Here is a 23,806-nt window from a genome sequence, read left to right as displayed (position 1 = left end):
CGCCGCCGGGGTCAGAGCAGTTCGACGTGGTCGCGGTACGGGTCGAGCCGTTCGTCGGAGACGTCGAGCTCGGTGACCATCAGGTCGATGCTGTCCCAGGGCAGGCAGCGGGCCGCGGCGCCGGTGCCCAGTTTCTGTGAGTCCACGGCCATGACGACGTGGTCCGACAGCTCGGCCATGAGCTTCTTGATCTCGCACTCCTCGGCGCTGAACTCGCTGGTGCCGAAGTGCGGGTCCACGGCGGCGGCGGACAGGAAGGCGCGCGCGAAGGAGAACTGCTTCAGCGCCAGGGAGGCGACGGGGCCGATGAGGCTGCCGGCGTTGGGGTCCTTCTGGCCGCCGGTCAGGTACGCGTGGACGCGGGAGTCGCGGGTCAGGGTCAGGAAGGTCTCGATGCCGTCGGTGACCACGGACAGGTTCTCCGAGTGGGGCATGGACCCGGCCAGGACGCACAGAGTGGAGGAGGCGTCCATGCAGATCCCCACCCCGCCTGAGGGCACCAGGTCGGCCAGTTTCCGCGCGATCTCCTCTTTCGCCCGCCCGGCGCGGTTCAGGCGCGCCTCGAAGGGCTGCGCCGAGCTGATCGCACCGCCGCGCACCCGGCGGACCAGGCCCTCGTCCTCCAGCGCCTGCAGATCACGGCGGATCGTCATGGTGCTGACCTTGAAGCGGGCGGCGAGGTCCTCGATGCGCAGGCTGCCGCTGGACGAGAGCAACTCGGCGAGCGCCTGACGCCTGCTTTCGAGATTCACCGTGCCCCTGACGACCACGACGTCTCCGCCTTCCTGGGTGTTCAATCATGTCAACTGTCACACGCATGGAGACAGCATTCGCCCGGCGGATGTGAACCATAGATGATCCTGAAGGGGGGGCGCAAGGGCCTGTTTTCTAGCGAAAGTGCAGGTCGAAGCAGGTGAAGGTAGCATTACCCCAACGTCCGCGAAACGTAACAAATGGGCTACAGTGCCTTGACGTACCCGTGTTCCTTCGTGTGAAGTTCACACGAAGCAACAAGAGCGGGAGCTCGGAGGTGGCGGCCGCACCGCCGACGGCCCCCGTCCGAGGAGCGCGAACGACCGCACACCGAGCCGCCGAGGCCGGGGTCTGGAGATCAGTCATGGAAGATGTCGCTTTGGAATGCCGGGATCTCGCCAAGGCATTTGGCGGCGTGCCCGTGCTGAAGAACGTCTCGCTGACTCTCAGGGCCGGAACCGTCACCGCGCTGGCGGGCGAGAACGGCGCGGGCAAGTCGACGATGATGAAGATCGCGTCCGGTCAGGTGAAGCCCGACCGGGGCCAGGTCCTGGTCGGCGGCGAGCCGTTGCCCCATGGGGACCCTCAGGCGGCCCACCGGCAGGGAGTCGCGATCATCCCGCAGGAACTCGCGCCGATCATGGACATGAAGGTGTACGAGAACCTGTTCATCGGACGGGAGATCCGTACCCGGGCCGGGCTGCTCGACCGGCGCGCGATGGCCCGCAAGGCCCGCGAGATCCTGGACGTCTTCGGCGTCGAGATCGACCCGCAGGCTTCGATGCGGCGGCTGTCGGTCGGCCTGCGCCAGCTCGTGGAGATCGCCAAGAGCACGAGCCGCGGCGCGAAGGTCCTGCTCCTGGACGAGCCCAGCTCCGCCATCTCCGAGCGCGAGGTCGCGCGCCTGTACGACGTGGTGTCCAGGCTGCGCGACCAGGGCGTCGCCATGCTCTACACCACCCACAAGATGGAGGAGATCCGCGCCCTGGCCGACCGGGTGGTCGTCCTGCGCGACGGAGGGCTGGTCATGGACCGGCCGATCGGCGAGATCAGCGACGACGAGATCGTGCACGCGATGATCGGCCGCGAACTGCAGGACTTCTTCCCCCCGCTGCACCCCCGAGGCGACGAGGTCGCCCTGGAGGTGAGAGGGCTGCAGGTCAGCGGCTTCGAGCAGCCGGTGGACCTGACCGTGCGCCACGGCGAGATCCTGGGCCTGGCCGGGCTCGTCGGCGCCGGCCGGACCGAGCTGCTTGAGGCGATCTTCGGGGTGCGCAAGACCACCGCGGGCACCGTCACCGTCGCCGGCAAGCAGGTCAAGCGGAACGCGCCGGCCGAGGCGATCACCCACGGCATGGCCCTCGTCCCGGAGGACCGCAAGGGCGCCGGCGCCGTGCTGTCCATGAACGTGCTGGAGAACGGCTCGCTGCCCCGCCTGTCGAGCTTCACCCTGGGCGGCTGGCTGCGGCAGCGCGAGCGCGCCAAGAAGGTCGGCGCCGCGATGGAGTCGGTGAAGCTGCGCAGCCGCGGGCTGTCCCAGCAGGTCGGCACCCTGTCCGGCGGCAACCAGCAGAAGGTGGTGCTGGCACGCTGGCTGACCGGCCACGTGAACGTCCTGCTGCTCGACGAGCCCACCCGGGGCGTGGACGTCGGCGCCCGCAGCGAGATCTACCGCATCATCACCGAACTGGCGGCCGCCGGAATGGCCGTGATCATGGCCTCCTCCGACATGCCGGAGATCCTCAGCCTCTCGCACCGCGCGCTCGTCATGCGCGGCGGAGCGGTCGCGGGTGAGCTGAGCCGCGACGAGCTGTCCTCTCCGCACGTCCAGGACCTGATCTTCCGGCTGGCCGCGGGCCTGAGTCCCGGCTCACCGCCCGCAGACCGCCAAACCACCCCGACAGCAAGCAAGGAGGACGGCCGATGACTTCTCAGGAGTCAACGGCGGACCGAGGGACGGCCGCGGGGATCCTGGCCTGGCGCCCCTCCGGACCATGGGTCCGTGACCAGTTGATCCGCCACGCGATGGTCCTGGTGATGCTGCTGATCATCGCGTACTTCAGCTACCGGAGCGCGCGGTTCGGCACGCTCGACAACCTGCAGACGATCGCCGTCGCCGCGGCCCCCTTCGCCCTCATCGCGCTGGGCCAGACGCTGGTCATCCTCACCGGCGGCATCGACCTGTCCGTGGGCAGCGTGATCGCGCTCAGCGCCATGACGGCCGCCTGGACGGTCAAGGACCATCCCGAACGCCTGTGGCTGTCGCTCGTGGTCGCCATGCTCGTCGGGCTCGCCGCCGGCGCGATCAACGGCTTCCTGGTCTCCAAGGTGAACGTGCCACCCTTCATCGCCACCCTCGGCATGCTCACCACGGCGTCCGGGCTGGCGTACGTGGTGGGCGGGGGCGCGCCGATCAACGGCCTGCCGCAGAACTTCGGCAAGATCGCCAACACCGAGATCCTCGGTCTGCAGATCCCGGTGCTCGTCATGATCGTCGGCATCGTCTCGCTGGCTCTGATCATGAAGCGGACCTCTTACGGCATGCGCGTGTACGCGGTGGGCGGCAACCCCGTCGCCGCGCAGATCGCGGGCGTCAAGACCACCCGGATCCTGTTCAGCGTCTATGCGCTGAGCGGCCTGCTCGCCGGCCTGTCCGGTGTGATGCTGGCCTCCCGGGTCATCTCCGGCCCGCCCAACCTCGGCCAGGGCTACGAGCTCGACGCCATCGCCGCCGTCGTCATCGGCGGCGCCAGCCTGCTCGGCGGCCGGGGCAGCATCCTCGGCACCGCGCTCGGCCTGTTCCTGATCCAGACCCTCAACAACGGCCTGGACATCCTCCTGGTGCCCGCCTACTGGCAGAGCGTCATCAAGGGCACCTTGATCGTCGCCGCGGTCACCGTCGACGTCTGGTCGGCCAAACGAAGAGTCTGACCCATTCCGATCGTCTCCCGTACGAAGGAGTTTTCATGCGCATCAGAAGTGCGTTCGCCGCCGCGGCGGTGAGTGTGGCCATGCTGGCCACCTCCGCCTGCGGAGCCGGCGACACCACCGCGAACACCGGCGATGCCGGCGCGTCGGGCGGAGACAGCCTCCGCATCGGCGTCAGCGTCTACGACATGTCGTCCTTCATCACGGCCGGCAAGGAGGGCGTGGACGCCTACGCCAAGGCGAACAACATCGAAGTCCTGTGGAACTCGGCCAACCTGGACGTCGCCACGCAGGCCAACCAGGTCGACCAGTTCATCAACGCCGGCGTCGACGCGATCATGGTCGTCCCGGTGCAGGCCGACTCGCTCGGCCCGCAGGTCGCCGCGGCCAAGGCGAAGGACATCCCCTTCCTGGCGGTCAACGCCGGGCTCGACAGCGACGACCTCGCCGGCACCGTGCTGCCCGACGACGTCAAGGCCGGCGAGCAGGAAATGCAGATGATGGCCGACGAGCTCGGCGGCAAGGGCAACATCGTCGTCCTCCAGGGCCCGCTGGGCCAGTCGGGCGAGATCGACCGCACCAAGGGCATCGAGAACGTCCTCGAGAAGTACCCGGACATCAAGATCCTCGCCAAGGACACGGCCAACTGGAAGCGCGACGAGGCCGTCAACAAGATGAAGAACTGGATCTCCAGCTTCGGCGACAAGATCGACGGCGTCGTGGCGGAGAACGACGACATGGGCCTGGGCGCCCTCCAGGCGACCCGTGAGGCCGGCCTCAAGATCCCGATCGTCGGGGTCGACGGCATCGAGGACGGCCTGAACGCCGTCAAGAACGGCGACTTCATCGGCACCAACCTGCAGAACGGCGCCGTCGAGCTGGCCGCCGGCCTCGCCGTGGCGGCCAAGATCGCCAAGGGCGAGGAGGTCGACCGGAACCCGGTCTACCTGATGCCCAAGGTCACCCCCGAGAACGTGGACACCTACATGGAGCACGTCGTGACCAAGAAGGACGAGTTCCTGGCCCGGCTGCCCGAACTGATCGAGGAGAACCTCAAGACCGGCGACATCGCCAACGAGGAACTGCCTGGCTAGACGGGGTGCGGGCGACCGCCCGCACCCCCCAACCCGAGCAGCGCGCAGCCGAGGAGAACATCATGACCACGATGCAGGTAGCGGTCCTGCGTGGAATCCAGGAGCTCGCCATCGAGGAGCGCCCGGTACCCGAACCGGGGCCCGGCGAGGTGCTGGTGCGGATCACGGCGGTCGGGGTCTGCGGCTCCGACGTGCATTACTACCAGCACGGCCGGATCGGCGACTTCGTGGTGGAACGGCCCATGGTGCTCGGCCACGAGTCCGGGGGCGTCATCGCCGGGGTGGGGGCCGGCGTGGACGCCTCCCGGGTCGGCCAGCGGGTGTCCATCGAGCCGGGCGTGCCCGACCTGACCTGCCCGGAGTGCCTCGCCGGGCGGTACAACCTCTGCCCGGACATGCGGTTCTTCGCCACGCCGCCGTACGACGGATCCCTCGCCGAGTTCGTCACCGTGCACGCGGCGTTCGCGCACCCGGTGCCGGACACGATCTCGGACGACGCGGCGGCGCTGCTCGAACCGCTGTCCGTCGGCGTCTGGGCCGCCCGCAAGGCGCGGATCAGCGCGGGCAGCAGGGTCCTGATCACCGGCGCCGGCCCGATCGGGCTGGTCGCCACCCAGTGCGCCCGGGCGTTCGGCGCCACCGAGATCGTGGTGTCCGACCTCAACCCGCACCGCCTCAAGCTCGCCCGGGACCTGGGCGCGACCGCGACCATCGACGTCGGCGCCACCCCGCTGGCCGACGCCGGCTTCGAACCGGACGTGCTGCTGGAGTGCTCCGGCCACCCCGGCGCCACCGGCGACGGCATCCGGGCGCTGGCCAGAGCGGGCCGCGCGGTGCTGGTGGGGATGGGCGACGACCTGCCGCTGCCGCTCACCCACATCCAGAGCCGGGAGATCGAGCTCACCGGCACGTTCCGCTACGCCAACACCTGGCCCGCCGCCATCGCGCTCGCCGAATCCGGGCGGGTCGACGTGGACACCCTCGTCACCGGCCACTTCGCCCTGGCCGACTCCGAGGCGGCGCTGCTCGCCCCCGAGCGCGACCCCCTCGCCGTCAAATCGGTGATCGATCCGCGGCGCTGACCTGGCGACTGAAGGGACAACCAACATGACTCGTCTGTACGACGACCCGAGCACCTTCACCGACGACATGCTCGCGGGCTTCCTGGACGTGTACCGGGACGACGTCACGGGCGTGCCCGGCGGTGTCGTACGGGCCACCGAGACACCACCGGGCAAGGTCGCGGTGGTGGTCGGCGGCGGCTCCGGGCACTACCCCGCCTTCTGCGGCGTGGTCGGGCCCGGGTTCGCCGACGGCGCCGTCGTCGGCAACGTCTTCACCTCCCCGTCGACGCAGGACGCGTACTCGGTGGGCAAGGCTGCGGCCAGTGACGCCGGCCTGCTCTTCCTCACCGGCAACTACGCCGGGGACGTCATGAACTTCACCCTGGCCAAGGAACGGCTCTGCCAGGAGGGCATCGACACCCGGACCGTGTTCGTCACCGACGACATCGCCAGCGCGCCCCCGTCGGAGGCCCACACCCGGCGCGGGATCGCCGGCGACTTCGTCGTGTTCAAGGTCGCGGGCGCCGCCGCGGAGGAAGGCTACGACCTGGACGAGGTCGAGCGGGTCGCCCGGCACGCCAACGACCGCACCCGCACCCTCGGCGTCGCCTTCGACGGATGCACCCTGCCCGGCGGGACCGAACCGCTGTTCACCGTCCCCGCCGGGCGGATGGGCGTCGGCCTGGGCATCCACGGCGAGCCGGGCGTGGGCGAGGAGGCGCTGCCGCGGGCGGCGGACCTGGCGCGGCAGCTCGTGGAAGGCGTCCTGGCCGAGAAGCCCGCCGGGTCGGGCAACAGGGTCACCGCGATCCTGAACGGCCTCGGCACCACCAAGTACGAGGAGCTGTTCGTCGTCTGGCGGACCGTGGCCGCGCTCCTGGCGGAGGAAGGGCTCCAGGTCGTCGCCCCCGAGGTGGGCGAGCTGGTGACCAGCCTGGACATGGCCGGCTGCTCGCTGACCCTGGCCTTCCTCGACGAGGAACTGGAGCGGCTGTGGTGCGCCCCCGCGGATACTCCCGCGTACCGCAGGGGCCGGGTGCAGCCGCGCACGGCGGCGGCCCGGCGCACCGAGCCGGCGCAGGCGGAGGCCGCGACGGCGGTCAGCCCGAGCACGCCGGAGTCCCGCGCCTTGGGCCGGGCCGTCGTCGAGGGGCTGGAGGCCGTCGCGACGGCCATGGCCGAGGCCGAGGCCGAACTGGGCCGGATCGACGCGGTCGCCGGCGACGGCGACCACGGACGCGGCATGGTCAAGGGCTCGTCCGCGGCGCTCGCCGCCGCCCGCGACGCCGCCGACGCCGGGGCGGGGGCGCGGTCGGTCCTGGTCGCGGCGGGCGAGGCATGGGCGGCCAAGGCGGGCGGCACGTCCGGCGTCCTGTGGGGCGCCGCGCTCTGCGCCGCGGCCGAGCGGCTGGGCGACGACCGCGAGCAGATCGCGGGCGCCGACGTGTCGGCCGCCGTCCGGGCCGGGCTGGACGCGCTCCAGCGCCTGGGGGGCGCCCGGCCGGGGGACAAGACCATGATCGACGCGCTGGGGCCGTTCGCCGACACGCTCGACGGGCTGCTCCGGGACGGGACCGGACTCGCCGCCGCCTGGCGCAAGGCCACCGAGGCGTGCGAGGCCGCGGCGCAGGCGACCGCGCAACTGCGCCCGCAGGTCGGCCGGGCGCGCCCGCTCGCCGAGCGCAGCGTCGGCACCCCGGACGCGGGGGCGACGTCACTCGCGATGTGTGCGCGCGCCGTCTCGGGCGTGCTGTCGCCCGATCGCTGATTCGCACGAACGAAGGGATGGGGGGTCATGCCTCAGAAGTGGCGGATCGTCGTCGGGAGCGACGATGCCGGCCTGGAGTACAAGAACGCCCTGAAGGCCGATCTGGAGAACGACGACCGGGTGGAGAAGGTCGTCGACGTCGGGGTAGGGGCTGAGGACACGACGGCGTATCCGCACATCGCGGTCACGGCGGCGCGGATGGTCGCCGCCGGAGAGGCGGACCGGGCGCTGCTGATCTGCGGCACCGGGCTGGGGGTGGCGATCAGCGCCAACAAGGTGCCCGGGATCCGGGCGGTGACGGCGCACGACAGCTTCTCCGTCGAGCGGTCCGTGCTGAGCAACAACGCCCAGATCCTCTGCTTCGGGCAGCGCGTCGTCGGTCTGGAACTGGCCCGCCGCCTGGCCTCCGAATGGCTCGACTACCGCTTCGACCATTCCTCCGCCTCCGCGGCCAAGGTGCAGACCCTGCTGTCCTACGAGGCCGACCAGGCCGAGAACCTGCTGCGGAGCGAGGAATTCGCGCGTACCTGCGGCTCGGATGGCAGCGCTCAGAGCGACGGCGAGAAGGAGAGGACATGACGGCAGAGGAGAAGGCGCCCGACCTGAGCTTCGGGCTCACCGGCAAGGTGGCGCTGGTGACCGGCGGCGCGTCGGGGATCGGCGCGGCGATCGCGGACACGTACGCGGTGAAGGGCGCCCGGGTCGCCGTGCTGGACATCGACGGCGAGGCGGCCAGAAAGAAGGCGGCCGAACTGGGGGAGGGGCACGCCGGGTTCGCCTGCGACGTGTCCGACCCCGACGCGGTTCGCGCGGCGGTCGGCGAGGTCCTGGAGGCGTTCGGCCGGATCGACATCCTGGTGAACAGCGCGGGTATCGTGCTCCTGGCCCCCGCCGAGGACCTGGAGGTCAGCGCGTTCGACCGGACGATGGAGATCAACCTGAAGGGCACTTTCCTGGTCTCCCAGGAAGTCGGCCGGCACATGCTCGCCGCGGGCGGCGGGAAGATCATCAACCTGGCGTCGCAGGCCGCCACGGTCGCGCTGGACCAGCACGCGGCGTACTGCGCCTCCAAGTTCGCCGTGGTCGGCCTCTCGAAGGTGCTCGCCTCCGAATGGGCCGGCCGGGGCGTGACCGTCAACACGATCTCGCCCACCGTCGTCCTCACCGAACTGGGCCGCAAGGCGTGGGAGGGCCCCAAGGGGGACGCGCTGAAGACCCAGATCCCCACGGGCCGCTTCGCCTACCCGTCGGAGATCGCGGCGACGGCGCTCTTCCTCGCCTCGGACGGCGCCGACATGATCAACGGCGCGGACATCGTCGTGGACGGCGGCTACACCATCCGCTGACGACTCGGCCGGCCCTGCCGGTGGCGGTCCGCTCGGTGTGCCGGACGTCCATACGCTCGCAATTTATTCGTACTGTTCGGAAAGATCCGAACAGTACGATATATTGCCCTTTATGGGCGTGGACCAATTCGTCGAGGATGCCGGGCTGTTCTACGAACGGCTGGGCCTGAGCCGCACGGCCGGGCGGGTGATGGGCCTGCTGCTGGTGACCGAGTCCGGCAGCGCGGACGCGCCCGAGCTGACCGAGGCGCTGGCCGTCGCCAAGAGCAGCATGAGCGTGGCGCTGCGCCAACTGGAGCAGGCCGGGCTGATAGAGCGGTTCCGGGTGCGGGGCGAGCGGCGCGACCGCTACCGGCTGGCCGAGGACGTCTTCGCCCGCGCCTTCCGCGCCAAGATGGCCGAGTTCGAGGGCTTCCGGGCGCTGGCGGAGCAGGGGCTCCAAGCGGTGGGCGACGACCCGGAGCGCCGCCGGCGGCTGGAGCTCATGCGCGACATGTACGCCTTCATGATGGACCGCTTCCCCCGCCTGCTCCAGGAGTGGGACGAGCTGAAGGACCGCCGATGAGGCCCCTGCTGATCGCGGTGGGCAGCCGCGGCGACGTCCAGCCGTACCTGGCCCTGGCCTGCGGGCTCCTGGCCGCCGGGCACCGTCCGCTGCTCGCCGCCCCCCGCCGCTTCGAGCCGATGATCGCCGCGCGCGGCGTCGAGTTCGCCCCGCTCGACGACGAGATGCTCACCCTGGGCGACTCGGTCAAGGGCCAGGGCGTGCGCGCCGCCATCACCGCCGCCCGCTCGGTCACGCCGATGCTCCGCCGCCTCCTCGACGACCAGGCCGCCCTCGCCGCCCGCCCCGAGTTCGACCTGGTCGTCTACCACCCCAAGTCCCTCGGCGGGCCGCACGTCGCCGAGAAGCTCGGCGTGCCCGCCCTCGCCGGGCTGCTGCTGCCGCTCTACCTGCCCACCTCCGCCTTCCCCTCGCCGATCCTTCCCGTACGGGTGCCGTCCCCGCTCAACCGGGCGAGCTGGCTCACCACCTCGGCGATCGAGGCCCCGTACCGGAAAACGGTGCGCACCTGGCGGCGCGAGAAGCTGGGCCTGACGACCCCCTACCGCTCGACGGCGTCCCTGATCAGGCAGGGCGGCGTGCTGCACGCCTGGAGCCCCCACCTGCTGCCCGCCCCCGCCGACTGGCCCGCCGAAGCCCGCCCGACCGGCTTCTGGACGCTGCCCCTTGACGACACCTGGTCTCCGCCCGAACCGCTGGCCCGCTTCCTGGCCGACGGCGACGCGCCGGTGTACGTCGGCTTCGGCAGTTCATACGGCGGCGACGCCTCAGCGCTGACCGCTACCGTGCTGGAGGCGATACGGATGACGGGCTGCCGCGCCGTCCTGGCCACCGGCTGGGGCGCCCTGCGGCCGGGCCGGCAGGCGGACAACGTCCTGGTGATCGAAGAAGCACCCCACGACTGGCTCCTGCCCCGCATGGCGGTCGCCGTCCACCACGGCGGCGTCGGCACGGTCGCGGCAGCCCTGCGCGCCGGCGTCCCGCAGGTCGTCCGCCCGTTCCTGGGCGACCAGCCGTTCTGGGCCGCCCGCCTGCACCGCCTCGGCGTCGCCCCGCCCCCACTGCCCGGCCGTCTCCGCCCCGAACGGCTGGCCGCCGCCATCACCGCCGCCGCGGACCTCACCCCGGCCGCCCGCTCACTCGCCGGACGGCTGACCGACGAACACGGCGTCACCGCCGCCATCGACCGCCTGGAGAAACTGCTGAACGCTTGACCCATGCGGGTACGCGATCATGTGGCCCATGCCGAACTCCCAGGGCCCGCCCGCGCCACCGCCCGGCCATTCCCGAACGGCCCGCCGCCTCGGCTGCCTGGCCCTGCTGTTGTTACCGTTCCTGCTGCTCGCGGCGGTCGTCAAAGCGCCCACCTGGATCGACGACTACCGCCTGGCCCGCATGATGGACCGCATCGAGAAGCATCCCCGGCCGCCCGGAACGGACTTCGAATACTTCGACCGGCACGTCGATGTGCGGGGTGACTCAGGCGACTGCTGGTACACCATGCGTTTCGAGATCTCGACCGACCGGCCCATCCAAGAGGTGCTGAACTACTACCGCCAGGCGAAAATCGAGGACCCCGACGGACATCTCGGCGACTACGACGTATACGCGTACACATTCTTTGACGAGCCCGGCACCTCCGAAGGAGGCATCTCTGATACAGAGCCGGTTATCATCCATCTGGCCGGCGAGTTCAGCGGCTCCCTACTGAACATGCGCTGCTATTGACGGTGGGGCGGCGGGTTTGGCGGCTTGGACGATCGCCGAATGGACGCCGTCACCGTGGGCGGTGGTCAGCGTGATGTGCACGTCTGTGAAGCCTGAAGCGGTCAGTAGCCGCCGGTACTCCGCCACCGGCAGCGCCCCGGCCGCGCAGCCGATCCGCTCTTCGACGGCCGCCCGCCGATCGGGGTCGGGTTCGCCATCCGTCACGACGTCGCTGACGCCGAAGCGGCCGCCCGGCCGGAGCACCCGGAACGCCTCGGCCAGCACCGCGGCCTTGTCGCTGGACAGGTTGATGACGCAGTTGGAGATGACCACGTCCACCGATCGGTCCGGCAGCGGCATCCGTTCGATCGTGCCGTGCAGGAACTCCACGTTGCGCGCGCCCGCCTGCTCGGCGTTGCGGCGGGCCAGGGCCAGCATGTCGGCGCTGGCGTCCAGCCCGTAGACCTTGCCGTGCTCGCCGACCCGGCGGGCGGACAGCAGCACGTCGATGCCGCCGCCCGAGCCCAGGTCGAGCACGGTCTCACCGGGACGCAACTCGGCGACGGCCACCGGGTTGCCGCAGCCCAGACTCGCTCGTACCGCCGCTTCGGGCAGCAGGCCGAGGTCGTCGTAGCCGGCGGCGCCGAAGCGGCCCTGGTCGAAGGCGTCCGGCCCGCAGTCGGCGACCGTCCGTCCGGCGGCGGCGTCGCGGGCCAGTGCGGAGTAGCGGCCGATGATCTCCTCGTGCGCCATGACATCGCTCCTTCAGCAGGTGGGCGGGGCCGGGGCGGGATTGCCCATGACCACGTCGGCGGCGGTCGGGAAACAGCTCACACAGGCTTCGTTGATCCGGTACAGGCTGGCGGTGCCCCGCCGCTCCACCAGCACGAACCGCACCTCGGCCAGGATCTTCAGATGGTGCGAGACGGTGGACTGACCCACCCCGGAGGCGGCCACGATCTCGCCCACGCTCATCGGCGCGCGCCGCCGGGCCAGCAGCGACACGATCTGGATCCGCGTCGCGTCCGCCAGTGCCTTGAACCAGCTCGCGTACTCCTCGGCCTCCGCGCGCGGCAGCGGCCCCTTCTCAGTATCCATCGACAATCGACGATATTAGATCAACTCGAAAAGCGGAAGCCCTCGAAGGGACGTGCTGCCGAACATGCGACGGTGGGCTCGCCGGGCCACGGCGTCCGCGTCCGGACGACAGCTATCCGTGGGTGGGTGTGTGCTGTGCCACCCGGTAAGTCAGCACGCGTCGGACGAGCAACTGCCGGCCGTCATCGTAGGCGCGTCTGGGGCCGGCGCCTCGCGGAGGAACCGGCGCAGGTACGGCGCCGGTCCTCCCGCGGCGAGATAGTCGCCGATGGCCCGGCTGCGCACGCCGACGGCTTGCACCAGGAAGTCCAGCAGCGCCTCGGCCGGTGCCTCACCTGCCTGCTGCCCGCGCCACTGCCAGACCCGCTCCTCTGAGCCATCGAGATGTGCCGGCCGCAGCTCCGCGCCACCGGCACGGATGGTGGGGGAGGCGACGATCGCGTTCTCCACCGCTTCGCTCCAGGTGGTGACCGTGCGCGGAACGACGTCCACGGCGAGGCCGATGCGATCGGCGACAGGACGAATGGTGGCGACAGCCTCCTGGAGTGCGGTGAGGGTCACATCACAGGAGCCGCAGGAGGACTGGCCCTCCATGTCCACCGTCCAGTACTCGACGGTCAGGCGCGTCATGGGTGGTGAGTCGCCTGCCCCGTTGAGGCGTGCTCCCTGATCAACGACTGTGCTGGTCATTGCTCTTCTCCTTCTGCTGTCGCGGCCGGCTCACACTGCTCGTTGCGGCCGTACTCGTCGTGCGCGCGGTCCAGAGCGTCGGCGATACCCCGGAAGACCTCGGCGAGCGCTTCGTACTGGATCTCGTAGAGGACGGTCCGTCCGGTCTTGGTCGCTCGCAGCACACCACCGGCGCGCAGCAGCGCCAGATGCCTGGACACCACGGACAGGTCGACGTCGAGACACTGCGCCAGCTCGGAGACCGAGCAGGCGCGACAGCGTTCGGCGAGCAGTTCGACCAGACGGACCCGGGTGGGGTCGCCGAGGACGCGGAACAACTGATGAGACAGCACCGCGCCGAGTTCCGCGGCCGCCGAGCTTTCCTTGCTCATTTGCACAAGTATGCAAACATCGACCCAGAGCGTCAACTCCGTTCGTCGGTGGCGAGGAAAGCCAGAGGTCGGGAATCGGTCTGGAACCGTGCCCGAGAGGGGAGGCGCATGAGCACATGCCCGTGGGCCGGATCGCACGCACGTCGGCCGCGTACGTGCCTCGGACGCGCGGTGTGATCGGGGCGGAAGCCGGTGGCGGCGACGACGCGGTCCGCGGCGAGCCGCCGTTCCGAGCCGTCTGCGTGCCGGGAGACCCGCGTCGGTCCCGCTCGGTCGAACGGTCAGCATGGTCGCCACCAGAAGCAGCACCAGAGGACCGTGACCAGAGGAGATCCCAGGTCAGAAGCCGTATGCCGCCAGGACCTTTCCGGCGTAGACGGCCAAGGGGGTGGCGAGGTGGGCGGCGTCGCGCGCCACGCCGCGCAGGGTGTTGGAGGCGAACGAGCGCTGGAACTCCAGCCCGGCGTAGGCCAGCCCGAGATGCGTGGTGGACAGGCCTTCGACCTGCAAGGGCCGGCCGTGGGCGTCGAGGGCGCCGAGCGGGCGCAGGTAGTCCAGGCTGGGCCGGTAACCGGTGGCGAAGATGACGGTGTCGACGTTCTCGCGGGTGCCGTCGGCCCAGACGATCGCGTTGCCGTCGAAGGCGCTGAACATCGGTCGCCGGTCGAACCGCCCGGCCTGGAGGGCGGTGGCGTAGTCGCCGGTGTCCAGGACGAGGGTGCCGGTGGCCAGGCGGGCCAGCCAGTGCGGCGGCAGGTCGTCGAAGCCGGTGGTGGTGTGCCAGTGGTGGATGTCGTGGCCGCCGACGATCTGCGGCATGAACTGGAGGGGCCGGCGGGTGGCGAGGGTGACGGTGGCGACCTCGGCGAGTTCGTAGCCGACCTGGACGGCTGAGTTGCCGCCGCCGACCACGACGATGCGTTGTCCGGCGTACTCCTTGGGGTTGCGGTAGGCGGCGACGTGGAGGGACTGTCCGGTGAAGTGTCCGGGCAGGTCCGGGATGTACGGGTTGCCGAAGGAGCCGGTGGCGGCCACGACGCCTCGGGTGTGCAGGGTGTCCCCGGAGCCGGTGTGGACGAGGAAGCCGCCCGCGCCGTCGGACTCGACCGAGGTGACTCGGGTGCCGGTGCGGATCTCGACGTCGAGGGTGGCGGCGTAGCTCTCCAGGTAGGCGACGGTTTCGTCGCGGGTGGGGTAGTGGTCGGGGTCGCCGGGGAAGTCCAGGCCGGGCATGGCGCTGTGGCGGGCGGGTGAGAACAGCGTGAGGCTGTCGTAGTAGCTCGCCCAGGAGCCGGTGGGCCGCTCGCCGGCTTCGAGGATGACGGGCGCCAGGCCGGCGTGGCGCAGGGCGCGGGCGGCGGCCAGTCCTGACTGTCCGCCGCCGATGATGATCGCGTTCATGCGCCGGATCGTATCGTCAAATCGTGAAATCAGGAACTGACAATATGAGGCGGTAGAGTCGACCCGTGGAGACGACGAACGGAATCGAGTTGACCGACGCCGCGCGCGGCTTCCTCAAGGCCCTGGCCAGCGACACCCGCCAGCAGATCCTCCTGCTGTTCAGCGGCGAGACCGAGCTGACGGTCGGCCAGGTGGCCGAGCGGCTCGAGCTGGCTCAGTCGGCCGCCTCCGCCCAACTGGCGACGTTGCGTGACAGTGGGGTGCTGGTGGCGCGGCGGGAGTGGAAGACCGTCTACTACCGGGTCGATCCGAACGGAATCGCGCGGGCACTCGCGGACCTGCAGGCGACCTTGCAGGCGTGCTGCCCGCCGGACGGCCCATGTGGCTGATTTGACAAACTTCTAACCAGAGCCGCATGATGGGCTCTGCTTAGAGGAATATCTAATCAGGAGCGGTGAACATGAGCGACGCATGCTGCGGCACCACCACGTCCCTGGAGAGCGAGCGGCCCGGCCCCATAGACGCCGATGCGCTTCCTGTGGTCGTCATCGGCGCGGGCCCGGTCGGTCTGGCCGCCGCCGCTCACCTGGCCGAGCGTGGCCTGGACTTCCTCGTACTGGAAGCAGGCGCGCAGGCGGGCGCGTCCATCGCGCAGTGGGGTCACGTGCGGGTCTTCAGCCCGTGGAAGTACGACATCGACGCCGCCGCCCGCCGCCTGCTGGAGGCGAACGGCTGGATCGCCCCCGACCCCGAGTGGCTGCCCACCGGCGCCGAACTCGTCGGCGACTACCTCGCTCCGCTCGCCAAGGCTCTCGGCCCGCGCGTCCGCTTTCATGCGAAGGTGACCGCGATCAGCCGCCTCGGCTACGACCGGGTTCGCACCAACGGGCGTGAGCACACGCCCTTCCTGATCCGGCTCGACAGCGGCGAGGAGATCCTGGCGCGCGCCGTCATCGACGCCTCCGGCACCTGGGCCACCCCGAACGTTCTCGGCGCCGGCGGCCTGCCCGCGCACGGCGAAGACCAGATCGACGTCGAGCACGCCCTGCCCGACGTCCTCGGCGCCGACCGAAGGCACTACGAGGGCAAGCACACCCTGGTCGTCGGCGCCGGACACTCCGCCGCCACCACCTTGCTCGCCCTCGCCCAGCTCGACGACACCGAGATCACCTGGGCCATCCGCGCCGGCGACGCCGCCCGCGCGTACGGCGGAGGCGACGCCGACGCCCTGCCCGCCCGCGGCGCGCTCGGCACCCGCCTGCGCGCTCTCGTCACCTCCGGCCGGATCACGCTACTCACCGGCTTCTTCACCCACGCCGTCGAAAAGGCCGGCGATCGGATGCGGGTCATCAGCCGCGACCCGTCAGGCAGTGAGCAGGACATCATCGTCGACCGCATCGTGGGGGCGACCGGCTTCCGCCCCGACCACTCCATCGCCGCCGAACTCCGCCTGGACCTGGACCCGATCCTCGGCTCCACCCGCGCCCTGGCCCCGCTCATCGACCCGAACCAGCACTCCTGCGGCACCGTCCCTCCACACGGGGCGGACGAACTGGCCCACCCCGAGCCCGGCTACTACGCCATCGGCGTCAAGAGCTACGGCCGCGCCCCCACCTTCCTGCTGGCCACCGGCTACGAGCAGGCCCGCTCGGTCGCCGCCGCCCTGGCCGGGGACTGGGAGGCGGCCCGCGACGTCCAGCTCGACCTGCCGGAGACCGGCGTGTGCTCCTCCAACCTGGCCGAGGCACAGGAGCAGCGGATCGGCCTGGCGACCGGCATCAGCGGCGGCCTGCTGGCCACACCTCTCCCGCTGGCCACGGCCTCCTCCGGCGGAAGCTGCTGCGGCTGAGTCGCGACCTGATACGACGTGAACCTTGCCGTGGATGCCACCGCCCCCGGGACCGGGGGCGGTGGCCGCTTCAGTCACGGGTGGCGCATCGTCGCCGCCCTCGCCGTCACCCAGACCATCGGCTACGGCGTGCTCTACTACGCCTTCTCGGTCTTCCTCGTACCGATGAGCCGCGACCTGCGCGCGAGCGGCACGCAGGTCGCCGCCGCACTCACCCTCGCCGTCCTGACCACCGCCCTGTGCGCGCCCCTGGCCGGCCGGTGGCTGGACGCCCGCGGCGGGCGCGGGCTCATGACCGCCGGTTCCGTGCTCGGCACCGCCGCTCTGCTCGCCTGGTCGCGCGTGGAGAGCCTGCCCCAGCTGTACGCGGTCTTCCTCGCCGTCGGCGTCGCCTCCGCGATGGTGTTGTACGAGCCGGCGTTCGCGGTCATCGTCACCTGGTTCGACAGCCGGCGGCGGGCCGACGCCTTGCTCGCGGTCACCATCGTCGCCGGGTTCGCCTCCTCGATCTTCCTGCCGCTGACCGGCCTGCTGGTCGAGTGGTACGGGTGGCGGCAGGCGCTCGTCATCCTGGCCGTGATCTACGGTGTATTCGCCATCCCCCTGCACGCCCTGATCGTCCGCCGCCCCAAGACCGCGACGACCAAGCCCACGCGGCGGGCCGATCTGGTGCGCGCGGCTGTGCGGGCCCGGCCGTTCTGGTTCCTGGTGGCGGCGTTCACCGCGCACGGCGGCGCGGTGGCCGTCATCGGCGTCCTGCTGGTCACGTACCTGATCCACCTGGGTCACTCGCCGGTGTTCGCCGCCACCGTCGCCGGGCTGCTCGGCGTGCTGTCGGTGACGGGCCGGCTGGTCACCACCGGGCTGCGCCGCCGCTGGGCTGCCGCCCCGGTGGCCGCCGCGGTCTTCGCCGTGCAGGGGCTGGGCGCGCTGCTGCTGCCGGTCGTGGGGGAGAGCGCCGCGGGGGCGGTGGGGTGCGTGCTGCTGTTCGGGATCGGGTTCGGCGTCGGTACGATCACGCTGCCGTACTTGGTGGCCGAGCGGTACGGCACCGCCGCCTACGCGAGCCTGTCGGGGCGGATCGCGATGTTCTCCGTCGCGGACAAGGCCGTCGCCCCGCTGGCCGCGATGGCGCTGGCCCAGGCGGTGGGGTACGGCTGGGTGATGGGCGCGGTCGCGCTGGCGTGCGTGGCCGCAGCATTCGCCCTGGTCGCCTACGATCGCCTATGATTAGACATCCTTCTAAGCAAGAGGTGTCTTCGATGACCGTCAGCCCCGTCGCGTGCTGTGCCCCCATCGCCAAGCAGCCGCTCGAGGAGTCCGAGGCCGTCGAGCTGGCCGCGCTGCTCAAAGCCGTGGCGGACCCGGTGCGGCTGCGCCTGCTGTCGATGATCGGCTCGCACCCCGACGGCGAGGCCTGCGTGTGCGACCTGACCGGGGCGTTCGACCTCAGCGCGCCCACGATCTCCCACCACCTGAAGATCCTCCGCAACGCCGGACTCATCGACGGCGAACGGCGCGGCACCTGGGTCTACTACTGGATCGTCCCCGCACAGGTCGCCAGGCTCGGCGAGCTGTTCAGCCCGATGTCCGAGCCCACGTCCACCGCGTGACCCGCGAGATCGACGTCCTGGTCATCGGCGGCGGACAGGCGGGACTGGCGGCAGGCTACTACCTGCGCAGAGCCGGAGCCGACTTCGTCATCCTCGACGCCCAGGAGCGGCCGGGCGGAGCGTGGCAGCACGCCTGGACATCGCTACGCCTGTTCTCGCCCGCCCAGTACAGCTCGCTGCCGGGCCGTATGATGCCCGTCCCGCCCGATGGCGGCTACCCGAGCGCGGCCGACACGGTCGCCTACCTCACCGACTACGAACGCCGGTACGAGCTGCCCGTGCTCAGGCCGGTCACCGCGAACGCCGTGCGGAGAGGCGATGGCCACCTCGTCGTCGAGACCGATCGGGGAGTCTGGCAGGCGAAGACTGTGATCAGCGCGACCGGCACCTGGTGGCGTCCGTACGTGCCGCACTACGCCGGTATCCGCGACTTCGGAGGCGAGCAGCTCCACACCGTCGACTACCGGGATCCGGAGCCCTTCCGCGGCCGCCATGTGGTGATCGTCGGCGGTGGTAACTCCGCGGCTCAACTGCTCGCCGACATCTCCACGGTCACCACGACGACCTGGGTGGCCCAGCACCCGCCGCGCCTGCTGCCCGACGAGCTCGACGGCCGCGCACTGTTCGAGCTGGCCACGCGCCGCCACCGCGCCGCCCTCGCCGGGGAGACCGTCCAGGGCATCGGAGACCTCGGCGACATCGTGGCCGTGCCGCCCGTGCGCGAGGCCCGCGAGCGGGGCGTGCTCAAGGCCGAGCCGATGTTCACGCGCATCACCCCGAGCGGCATCGCCTGGGCCGATGGCAGCGAACTGGCCTGCGACGTCATCCTGTGGTGCACCGGGTTCCGGCCCGCGCTCGGCCATCTGGCACCGCTGCGCCTGCGGGGTCCCGACGGGCTCATCCCCACCGAGGGCACCCGCGCCGTCGGCGAGCCCCGGCTGCACCTGCTCGGCTACGGCGACTGGACCGGACCCGCTTCGGCCACCCTCATCGGCGCCGGCCGGACCGCGAGAGACATGGTCGCCCAGATCAGCCGGTGAGCTCGGTGATGAGCTGCTCCACACGGGCGCGAATCTCGTCACGGATCGGGCGGACCGCCTCGATGCCCTGACCGGCCGGGTCGTCGAGCTGCCAGTCCTCGTACCGCTTGCCCGGAAAGATCGGGCAGGCATCCCCACAGCCCATGGTGACCACCACGTCGGATGCCTCGACGGCCGCCGTGGTGAGGATCTTCGGTTGCGCGGCGGCGATGTCGATGCCGACCTCCCGCATCGCCTCGACGGCGATCGGGTTGATCTGTTCCGCCGGGGCCGAGCCTGCCGAGCGGACCTCGATCCGGCCTGCGGCCAGGTGCGACAGCCAGCCGGCGGCCATCTGGGAACGGCCGGCATTGTGCACGCAGACGAACAGGACGCTGGGCTTATCAGGCATGTGCAGGCTCCTCGGGCTTGAACAGGCGTCGGCCCCACAGGCTGACGTAGACCAGGGCGACCAGGACGGGCACCTCGATGAGCGGCCCGACCACCCCGGCCAGCGCCTGGCCCGAGGTGACGCCGAAGACGCCGACCGCGACCGCGATGGCCAGTTCGAAGTTGTTGCCCGCGGCGGTGAAGGCGAGCGTGGTGGTCCGCTCGTACCCGAGACCGATCACGCGACCGGCCAGGAACGAGCCACCGAACATGAGGAAGAAGTACGCGAGCAAGGGGAGGGCGATGCGGGCCACGTCGCCGGGCCGAGAAGTGATCGTCTCACCCTGCAGAGCGAACAGGATCACGACAGTGAACAGCAGTCCGTACAGGGCGACGGGGCCGATCCTGGGCAGGAAGCGGGACTCGTACCATTCCCGGCCACGAGCGCGTTCGCCCAGCTTCCGGGAGAGGTAACCGGCCGCCAGCGGGATACCGAGGAAGATCAACACGTACTGGGCGATATCCCACATCGACACGTCCAGCGCCGCCTGCGACAACCCGAGCCAGCCGGGCAGAACCTGCAAGTAGAACCAGCCCAGGGCGCCGAACGCGACCACCTGGAAGATCGAGTTGAGCGCGACCAGGACGGCGCCCGCCTCCCGATCGCCACAGGCCAGGTCGTTCCAGATGAGCACCATGGCGATGCACCTGGCCAGCCCGACGATGATCAGACCGGTACGGTACTCCGGCAGGTCGGGCAGGAACGTCCAGGCCAGGGCGAACATCAAGGCCGGGCCCGCGACCCAGTTCAGGACCAGAGAGGCCAGCAGCATCCGGCGGTCCGCGGTGACGGTGTCGAGCCGGTCGTAACGCACCTTGGCCAGCACCGGATACATCATGAGCAGCAGCCCGAGCGCGATGGGCAGCGAGATCTCGCCGATCTTCACCGCTTCCAGGGCCGTGTCGAGGCCGGGCACCATCCGGCCGAGCAGCAGTCCGGCGCCCATCGCCAAGCCGATCCACAGCGGCAGGAACCGGTCGAGCGTGGACAGCCCGCCGATGATCGCCGGCGTTCTGGCTGTCAGGTCGGTCGATGACAAAGCTGCTTTCCTTCCTCAGACGGCGGCGGGGGTGTCGAGCAGCGCCGACAGCTCGCCGAGCCGTTCGGGGACCAGGCGGTAGTAGACCCAGGAGGCGCGGCGCTCGGAGGTGAGCAGGCCGACGTCCTTGAGCACCTTCAGGTGGTGGCTGATGGTCGGCTGGGACAGCTCGAAGGCGTCGTTGATGTCGCACACGCACACCTCGCCGCCTTCGTAACTGGCCACGATCGACAGGATGCGCAGCCGTACCGGATCACCCAGCGCCTTGAACACCCGCGCCAATCCGGAGGCCTGCTCGGCGTCGAGCGGCTCACGGGTCAGCGGCGGACTGCACTGCAACACCCTGAGCGGTTCCATTTCTTCTCCTCACCCAGACATCGACCTTAGTCTATATAGATGAATGTCTATCTATCCTCGAGGTGAGGCCCTTGCAGGCGAACTGGTCGTAGCTGGTGTGCAGGAACCGATCGATAGCCTCCGGGCCGAAGGTGCCCACTTTCACCAGGGGCAAGTCCGGCAGCGTCGTCCCGGGGGCCGCACCGCACCGCGGCGACCGCGCCAATGACCGCAACATGGCCGATCTCGCGGCGGCTGGCCCCTCGCCCGCGAAGGCCTGTGTGCGCCCCTTCCGTGGCAGTGGACACCAGCGGGTTCTCTGCACCGGTCGGAACTCCAGCGGTCGTGACCTGCATGGTCGAGCTCGGCGACCCGGCACTACCCGGAACCCTCGGAACCAGGAACCTGACCGGCACCGTCAGCAGCCCGATCGACCCCTTCCGAGCCAGGAGGGATCAACCATGAACCTGCACGACGACCGAGGGTCCGTGACGGCCTTCTCGGTGGTGTTCACCGTGGCATTGCTGATCTGCGCAGGGCTCGTCGTGGACGGCGGGACGAAGATCCAGGCATACCGCGAGGCGTACGCCGTCGCAGAGGAGGCCGCGCGGGCCGGAGCGGGACAGGTCGACGTCGACCGGGTCTACGCCAAGGGCGGCCGGATCGAGATCGACAGCACCAAAGCGCTGTCCGCCGCACGCGCCTACCTCGGCTCAGCCGGTCCGCAGGGAAGAGCCGCCATGGCGGGGGACCGGACATCCAGGTCACGGTCACCGTGTCCCGGCCGACCAAGCTCGTCTCCCTGATCGGCATCACCAGCGTGACCGCGACGGCCAATGCGTCGGCGCGGATGTTCCACGGCATCGAACAAGGACGACCATGACGCGCGCCCCCGTATAGACCATCAGGCCTGTCATGCAGCGAAGGGCCAGTTATCGTGATCGGGTATGAAGGCCCTCATCGTCGGCGGTAGCGGCCTGCTCGGTAGAGAGCTCGCCCGGCAATGTCTGGCGGGAGGGCACGAGGTCACCGCGACCTACCTGACGCGTCCGGGCGAGACCGCAGGCATCACGTGGTCGCCGCTCGACGTGCGCCGGCAAGAGGACGTCCATACGTTGCTCAGCTCGATACGTCCGGAGCTGATCGTCAACGCCGCCTCCCGCCGGGCCGGCTGGACGACGACCGCGGTCGGCGCTGCGAACGTGGCCTTAGCCGCCTCGTTGACAGGCAGTCGTCTGGTGCAGGTGTCGAGCGATGCGGTCTTCTCCGGTGCCGCCGTTCACTACGACGAGGCCAGCGTCCCGGATCCGATCACACCGTACGGCGCGGCGAAGGCAGCCGCTGAGACGGCGGTAGCGGCCATCTCACCCAGCGCGGTCATCGCCCGGACGTCGCTCATCATCGGCGACGGTGACTCCCCGCACGAAGCTCTGGTGCACCCACTGGCCACCCGACCCTCGAGCGGAGTGCTGTTCACGGACGACGTACGATGCCCCATCCACGTTGCCGACCTCGCAGCGGCACTCCTGGAACTCGCCGCCTCCGATCATCGCGGCGTCCACCATCTCGCAGGAGCCGACGCCGTCAGCCGATACGAACTCGGGCTGCTCATCGCCCAGCGCGACGGCCTCAACAGCCGCTTTCTTCCGTCTGGCCGGCGGGGGGACGCTGGCCTGCCCGGCCCGATGGATGTCCGGCTGGAATGCGCCCTGACCCAGCAGCGGCTACGGACGGAGCTACGCGGCGCGCGCCAGTTTTTGAGAAATCAGTAAACGTGGTCCAGCGCCTGCAACTGGAACGTGGACAGCACGCAGGTGCTCGTCGTAGGCACGTCGGAGGTGGCAGGGACGAGTGAGGGGTCGCGCCATCGGGTCTCGTGAAAGAGATCTGTCTCGGCCCCGAGGCGCCATAGATGTGTGCGCGGGAGCTTCCGTCTCCCAGTTGTCTCCCTGAAACGGGAAAAGGACCTGACCCGCTTAGCGGATCAAGCCCTCTACCTGTGTCGGGGTGGCGGGATTTGAACCCACGACCTCTTCGTCCCGAACGGGCATGACGCGTTCATCGGGCTCCCTGCTCGGATCGCTTCTGAGGGGTAAATTCCCAGGTAGAGGCCGTGATTCCAGTCCCCCTCAGTGACCATAGGTGCCCTGAGGTGACGCAGAGTCTCACGGTCAAACGACGGTCAAACGATCAAGGAGGTGTTCGGCAGCTTGGGATTCTCCCGAAAGCGACTCGGCCGGGACGGCAAGCCCCGCTACACGGCCTACTACATGGACCTCAAGGGCATGGAGAAGTCCGCCGGTACGTTCTCCAGCAAGAAGGAGGCCGACAGGGCGTGGCGGGATGCCGAGAGCCTTGTCGCGCAGGGGCGAGTGGGCGATCCGCGGCGGGGCCGGCAGACCTTTGAGCGGTACGTGTTGGACACCTGGTTGCCGAACCATGAGATCGAGGCCACCACACGCCAGAGCTACACCTACACGATCCACCGGCATCTGATCCCCGAGTTCGGCGCGATGCGGATGATCGACATCCTTCCTGAACATGTCCGTGCCTGGGTCGCGACCATGAAGAAGAACGGTGTGAGTCCGGCGACGATCAAGTACGCCAAGGTCCTGCTAATACTCCAGCCGCATTTAGTGATCGATGATTCGTCGCTGTCGCTGGTAATGGCAGCGGCGGGCGCGGGCTTGATGCCGACGTCGCCACTGTGACCA

At 70.1% G+C, this 23,806-nt stretch carries 27 protein-coding genes; 18 read left to right on the top strand and 9 right to left on the bottom strand.

Annotated elements, in window-relative coordinates; all coding sequences use genetic code 11:
- Positions 1 to 11: 11 nt before the first annotated feature.
- Complete coding sequence (locus tag AB0J42_RS19600) at positions 12 to 797, bottom strand: DeoR/GlpR family DNA-binding transcription regulator (protein ID WP_364296239.1); 786 nt, start codon at positions 795 to 797, stop codon at positions 12 to 14.
- A gap of 320 nt (positions 798 to 1,117) precedes the next feature.
- Here AB0J42_RS19600 and AB0J42_RS19595 point away from each other — a divergent pair, with 320 nt between their 5' ends.
- The 10 genes from AB0J42_RS19595 to AB0J42_RS19550 all read left to right on the top strand — a co-directional run bounded on the left by AB0J42_RS19595 (position 1,118) and on the right by AB0J42_RS19550 (position 11,246).
- A complete protein-coding gene (locus AB0J42_RS19595; protein ID WP_364296237.1) occupies positions 1,118 to 2,680 on the top strand; it encodes a sugar ABC transporter ATP-binding protein in 1,563 nt (520 codons plus the stop codon).
- The gene (locus AB0J42_RS19590) at positions 2,677 to 3,684 is read left to right on the top strand and encodes an ABC transporter permease (protein WP_364296235.1); all 1,008 of its coding nucleotides are present in this window, start codon (positions 2,677 to 2,679) and stop codon (positions 3,682 to 3,684) included. The genes AB0J42_RS19595 and AB0J42_RS19590 overlap by 4 nt, the downstream gene beginning before the upstream one ends.
- A 35-nt stretch (positions 3,685 to 3,719) precedes the next feature.
- Positions 3,720 to 4,775: a substrate-binding domain-containing protein gene (locus AB0J42_RS19585; protein ID WP_364296233.1), complete on the top strand. Its 1,056-nt coding sequence runs from the start codon at positions 3,720 to 3,722 to the stop codon at positions 4,773 to 4,775.
- A 62-nt stretch (positions 4,776 to 4,837) separates the two neighbouring features.
- Positions 4,838 to 5,857 (top strand): NAD(P)-dependent alcohol dehydrogenase, encoded by a 1,020-nt coding sequence (locus AB0J42_RS19580; protein WP_364296231.1) that lies wholly within the window; start codon positions 4,838 to 4,840, stop codon positions 5,855 to 5,857.
- A gap of 25 nt (positions 5,858 to 5,882) precedes the next feature.
- Positions 5,883 to 7,607, top strand: a complete 1,725-nt coding sequence (locus tag AB0J42_RS19575; RefSeq protein ID WP_364296229.1) for a dihydroxyacetone kinase family protein — start codon at positions 5,883 to 5,885, stop codon at positions 7,605 to 7,607.
- Positions 7,608 to 7,634: 27 nt separating this feature from the next.
- Positions 7,635 to 8,186: a ribose-5-phosphate isomerase gene (locus AB0J42_RS19570; protein WP_364296227.1), complete on the top strand. Its 552-nt coding sequence runs from the start codon at positions 7,635 to 7,637 to the stop codon at positions 8,184 to 8,186.
- Positions 8,183 to 8,953: an SDR family oxidoreductase gene (locus AB0J42_RS19565; RefSeq protein ID WP_364296225.1), complete on the top strand. Its 771-nt coding sequence runs from the start codon at positions 8,183 to 8,185 to the stop codon at positions 8,951 to 8,953. The genes AB0J42_RS19570 and AB0J42_RS19565 overlap by 4 nt, the downstream gene beginning before the upstream one ends.
- Positions 8,954 to 9,065: 112 nt before the next feature.
- Positions 9,066 to 9,518, top strand: coding sequence for a MarR family transcriptional regulator (locus AB0J42_RS19560; protein WP_364296223.1), 453 nt, complete (start codon positions 9,066 to 9,068; stop codon positions 9,516 to 9,518).
- Positions 9,515 to 10,732, top strand: a complete 1,218-nt coding sequence (locus tag AB0J42_RS19555; RefSeq protein WP_364296221.1) for a glycosyltransferase — start codon at positions 9,515 to 9,517, stop codon at positions 10,730 to 10,732. Before AB0J42_RS19560 ends, AB0J42_RS19555 begins: the two co-directional genes overlap by 4 nt.
- 28 nt (positions 10,733 to 10,760) lie before the next feature.
- A complete protein-coding gene (locus AB0J42_RS19550) occupies positions 10,761 to 11,246 on the top strand; it encodes a hypothetical protein (protein ID WP_364296219.1) in 486 nt (161 codons plus the stop codon).
- Here the strand turns inward: AB0J42_RS19550 and arsM are convergent.
- The 5 genes from arsM to AB0J42_RS19525 form a co-directional block, all read right to left on the bottom strand.
- Positions 11,223 to 11,978, bottom strand: coding sequence for an arsenite methyltransferase (gene arsM, locus AB0J42_RS19545; protein WP_364296217.1), 756 nt, complete (start codon positions 11,976 to 11,978; stop codon positions 11,223 to 11,225). The two genes, AB0J42_RS19550 and arsM, sit on opposite strands and share 24 nt — an antisense overlap.
- A 12-nt stretch (positions 11,979 to 11,990) precedes the next feature.
- Positions 11,991 to 12,323 carry a metalloregulator ArsR/SmtB family transcription factor gene (locus AB0J42_RS19540; protein ID WP_364296215.1) on the bottom strand — a complete coding sequence of 111 codons (333 nt, stop codon included), beginning with the start codon at positions 12,321 to 12,323 and terminating at the stop codon, positions 11,991 to 11,993.
- A 150-nt stretch (positions 12,324 to 12,473) separates the two neighbouring features.
- Positions 12,474 to 13,013: a DUF2703 domain-containing protein gene (locus tag AB0J42_RS19535; protein ID WP_364296213.1), complete on the bottom strand. Its 540-nt coding sequence runs from the start codon at positions 13,011 to 13,013 to the stop codon at positions 12,474 to 12,476.
- The gene (locus AB0J42_RS19530) at positions 13,010 to 13,384 is read right to left on the bottom strand and encodes a metalloregulator ArsR/SmtB family transcription factor (RefSeq protein ID WP_364296211.1); all 375 of its coding nucleotides are present in this window, start codon (positions 13,382 to 13,384) and stop codon (positions 13,010 to 13,012) included. The genes AB0J42_RS19535 and AB0J42_RS19530 overlap by 4 nt, the downstream gene beginning before the upstream one ends.
- Before the next feature lie 339 nt (positions 13,385 to 13,723).
- On the bottom strand, positions 13,724 to 14,785 hold the full coding sequence (locus AB0J42_RS19525; RefSeq protein ID WP_364296209.1) for an NAD(P)/FAD-dependent oxidoreductase: 1,062 nt from the start codon (positions 14,783 to 14,785) through the stop codon (positions 13,724 to 13,726).
- Between the two features lie 65 nt (positions 14,786 to 14,850).
- Between AB0J42_RS19525 and AB0J42_RS19520 the strand changes: the two genes are divergently transcribed.
- The 5 genes from AB0J42_RS19520 (at position 14,851) to AB0J42_RS19500 (ending at position 19,287) form a co-directional block, all read left to right on the top strand.
- The gene (locus tag AB0J42_RS19520) at positions 14,851 to 15,174 is read left to right on the top strand and encodes a metalloregulator ArsR/SmtB family transcription factor (RefSeq protein ID WP_364296207.1); all 324 of its coding nucleotides are present in this window, start codon (positions 14,851 to 14,853) and stop codon (positions 15,172 to 15,174) included.
- 71 nt (positions 15,175 to 15,245) lie between these two features.
- A complete protein-coding gene (locus AB0J42_RS19515; protein WP_364296205.1) occupies positions 15,246 to 16,634 on the top strand; it encodes an FAD-dependent oxidoreductase in 1,389 nt (462 codons plus the stop codon).
- Between the two features lie 18 nt (positions 16,635 to 16,652).
- Positions 16,653 to 17,864: an MFS transporter gene (locus tag AB0J42_RS19510; RefSeq protein ID WP_364296203.1), complete on the top strand. Its 1,212-nt coding sequence runs from the start codon at positions 16,653 to 16,655 to the stop codon at positions 17,862 to 17,864.
- 32 nt (positions 17,865 to 17,896) lie between these two features.
- Positions 17,897 to 18,247 carry a metalloregulator ArsR/SmtB family transcription factor gene (locus AB0J42_RS19505; protein WP_364296201.1) on the top strand — a complete coding sequence of 117 codons (351 nt, stop codon included), beginning with the start codon at positions 17,897 to 17,899 and terminating at the stop codon, positions 18,245 to 18,247.
- Complete coding sequence (locus AB0J42_RS19500) at positions 18,244 to 19,287, top strand: ArsO family NAD(P)H-dependent flavin-containing monooxygenase (RefSeq protein WP_364296199.1); 1,044 nt, start codon at positions 18,244 to 18,246, stop codon at positions 19,285 to 19,287. Before AB0J42_RS19505 ends, AB0J42_RS19500 begins: the two co-directional genes overlap by 4 nt.
- On the opposite strand, the gene AB0J42_RS19495 is transcribed toward AB0J42_RS19500, so the two are convergent.
- The 3 genes from AB0J42_RS19495 to AB0J42_RS19485 are packed head-to-tail and all read right to left on the bottom strand — an operon-like array spanning position 19,277 to position 21,113.
- The gene (locus tag AB0J42_RS19495) at positions 19,277 to 19,678 is read right to left on the bottom strand and encodes an arsenate reductase ArsC (RefSeq protein ID WP_364296197.1); all 402 of its coding nucleotides are present in this window, start codon (positions 19,676 to 19,678) and stop codon (positions 19,277 to 19,279) included. The two genes, AB0J42_RS19500 and AB0J42_RS19495, sit on opposite strands and share 11 nt — an antisense overlap.
- Complete coding sequence (gene arsB / locus AB0J42_RS19490) at positions 19,671 to 20,756, bottom strand: ACR3 family arsenite efflux transporter (protein ID WP_364296195.1); 1,086 nt, start codon at positions 20,754 to 20,756, stop codon at positions 19,671 to 19,673. The genes AB0J42_RS19495 and arsB overlap by 8 nt, the downstream gene beginning before the upstream one ends.
- A gap of 15 nt (positions 20,757 to 20,771) precedes the next feature.
- The gene (locus AB0J42_RS19485; RefSeq protein WP_364296193.1) at positions 20,772 to 21,113 is read right to left on the bottom strand and encodes a metalloregulator ArsR/SmtB family transcription factor; all 342 of its coding nucleotides are present in this window, start codon (positions 21,111 to 21,113) and stop codon (positions 20,772 to 20,774) included.
- A gap of 440 nt (positions 21,114 to 21,553) precedes the next feature.
- On the opposite strand from AB0J42_RS19485, the gene AB0J42_RS19480 reads away from it, so the two are divergent.
- The 3 genes from AB0J42_RS19480 to AB0J42_RS19470 all read left to right on the top strand — a co-directional run bounded on the left by AB0J42_RS19480 (position 21,554) and on the right by AB0J42_RS19470 (position 23,803).
- Complete coding sequence (locus AB0J42_RS19480; protein WP_364296191.1) at positions 21,554 to 21,898, top strand: pilus assembly protein TadG-related protein; 345 nt, start codon at positions 21,554 to 21,556, stop codon at positions 21,896 to 21,898.
- A gap of 141 nt (positions 21,899 to 22,039) precedes the next feature.
- Positions 22,040 to 22,864 carry a sugar nucleotide-binding protein gene (locus tag AB0J42_RS19475; RefSeq protein WP_364296189.1) on the top strand — a complete coding sequence of 275 codons (825 nt, stop codon included), beginning with the start codon at positions 22,040 to 22,042 and terminating at the stop codon, positions 22,862 to 22,864.
- A gap of 426 nt (positions 22,865 to 23,290) precedes the next feature.
- The gene (locus AB0J42_RS19470) at positions 23,291 to 23,803 is read left to right on the top strand and encodes an N-terminal phage integrase SAM-like domain-containing protein (protein WP_364296187.1); all 513 of its coding nucleotides are present in this window, start codon (positions 23,291 to 23,293) and stop codon (positions 23,801 to 23,803) included.
- Positions 23,804 to 23,806 lie beyond the last annotated feature (3 nt).

This window comes from Nonomuraea sp. NPDC049649 (genome assembly GCF_040675175.1).
In the GTDB taxonomy this organism is placed as follows: domain Bacteria; phylum Actinomycetota; class Actinomycetes; order Streptosporangiales; family Streptosporangiaceae; genus Nonomuraea.
Note: the sequence above shows the minus strand (reverse complement) of the source record. Positions and strands in the feature narration are given on the sequence as shown.

Excerpts from the sequence above, each read along its gene's own strand:
- AB0J42_RS19595 (WP_364296237.1), top strand. The coding sequence starts at position 1,118 with ATGGAAGATGTCGCTTTGGAATGCCGGGATCTCGCCAAGGCATTTGGC.
- AB0J42_RS19590 (WP_364296235.1), top strand. The coding sequence starts at position 2,677 with ATGACTTCTCAGGAGTCAACGGCGGACCGAGGGACGGCCGCGGGGATC.
- AB0J42_RS19585 (WP_364296233.1), top strand. The coding sequence starts at position 3,720 with ATGCGCATCAGAAGTGCGTTCGCCGCCGCGGCGGTGAGTGTGGCCATG.
- AB0J42_RS19580 (WP_364296231.1), top strand. The coding sequence starts at position 4,838 with ATGACCACGATGCAGGTAGCGGTCCTGCGTGGAATCCAGGAGCTCGCC.
- AB0J42_RS19575 (WP_364296229.1), top strand. The coding sequence starts at position 5,883 with ATGACTCGTCTGTACGACGACCCGAGCACCTTCACCGACGACATGCTC.
- AB0J42_RS19570 (WP_364296227.1), top strand. The coding sequence starts at position 7,635 with ATGCCTCAGAAGTGGCGGATCGTCGTCGGGAGCGACGATGCCGGCCTG.
- AB0J42_RS19565 (WP_364296225.1), top strand. The coding sequence starts at position 8,183 with ATGACGGCAGAGGAGAAGGCGCCCGACCTGAGCTTCGGGCTCACCGGC.
- AB0J42_RS19560 (WP_364296223.1), top strand. The coding sequence starts at position 9,066 with ATGGGCGTGGACCAATTCGTCGAGGATGCCGGGCTGTTCTACGAACGG.
- AB0J42_RS19555 (WP_364296221.1), top strand. The coding sequence starts at position 9,515 with ATGAGGCCCCTGCTGATCGCGGTGGGCAGCCGCGGCGACGTCCAGCCG.
- AB0J42_RS19550 (WP_364296219.1), top strand. The coding sequence starts at position 10,761 with ATGCCGAACTCCCAGGGCCCGCCCGCGCCACCGCCCGGCCATTCCCGA.
- arsM (WP_364296217.1), bottom strand. The coding sequence starts at position 11,978 with ATGGCGCACGAGGAGATCATCGGCCGCTACTCCGCACTGGCCCGCGAC.
- AB0J42_RS19540 (WP_364296215.1), bottom strand. The coding sequence starts at position 12,323 with ATGGATACTGAGAAGGGGCCGCTGCCGCGCGCGGAGGCCGAGGAGTAC.
- AB0J42_RS19535 (WP_364296213.1), bottom strand. The coding sequence starts at position 13,013 with ATGACCAGCACAGTCGTTGATCAGGGAGCACGCCTCAACGGGGCAGGC.
- AB0J42_RS19530 (WP_364296211.1), bottom strand. The coding sequence starts at position 13,384 with ATGAGCAAGGAAAGCTCGGCGGCCGCGGAACTCGGCGCGGTGCTGTCT.
- AB0J42_RS19525 (WP_364296209.1), bottom strand. The coding sequence starts at position 14,785 with ATGAACGCGATCATCATCGGCGGCGGACAGTCAGGACTGGCCGCCGCC.
- AB0J42_RS19515 (WP_364296205.1), top strand. The coding sequence starts at position 15,246 with ATGAGCGACGCATGCTGCGGCACCACCACGTCCCTGGAGAGCGAGCGG.
- AB0J42_RS19505 (WP_364296201.1), top strand. The coding sequence starts at position 17,897 with ATGACCGTCAGCCCCGTCGCGTGCTGTGCCCCCATCGCCAAGCAGCCG.
- AB0J42_RS19495 (WP_364296197.1), bottom strand. The coding sequence starts at position 19,678 with ATGCCTGATAAGCCCAGCGTCCTGTTCGTCTGCGTGCACAATGCCGGC.
- AB0J42_RS19485 (WP_364296193.1), bottom strand. The coding sequence starts at position 21,113 with ATGGAACCGCTCAGGGTGTTGCAGTGCAGTCCGCCGCTGACCCGTGAG.
- AB0J42_RS19480 (WP_364296191.1), top strand. The coding sequence starts at position 21,554 with ATGAACCTGCACGACGACCGAGGGTCCGTGACGGCCTTCTCGGTGGTG.
- AB0J42_RS19475 (WP_364296189.1), top strand. The coding sequence starts at position 22,040 with ATGAAGGCCCTCATCGTCGGCGGTAGCGGCCTGCTCGGTAGAGAGCTC.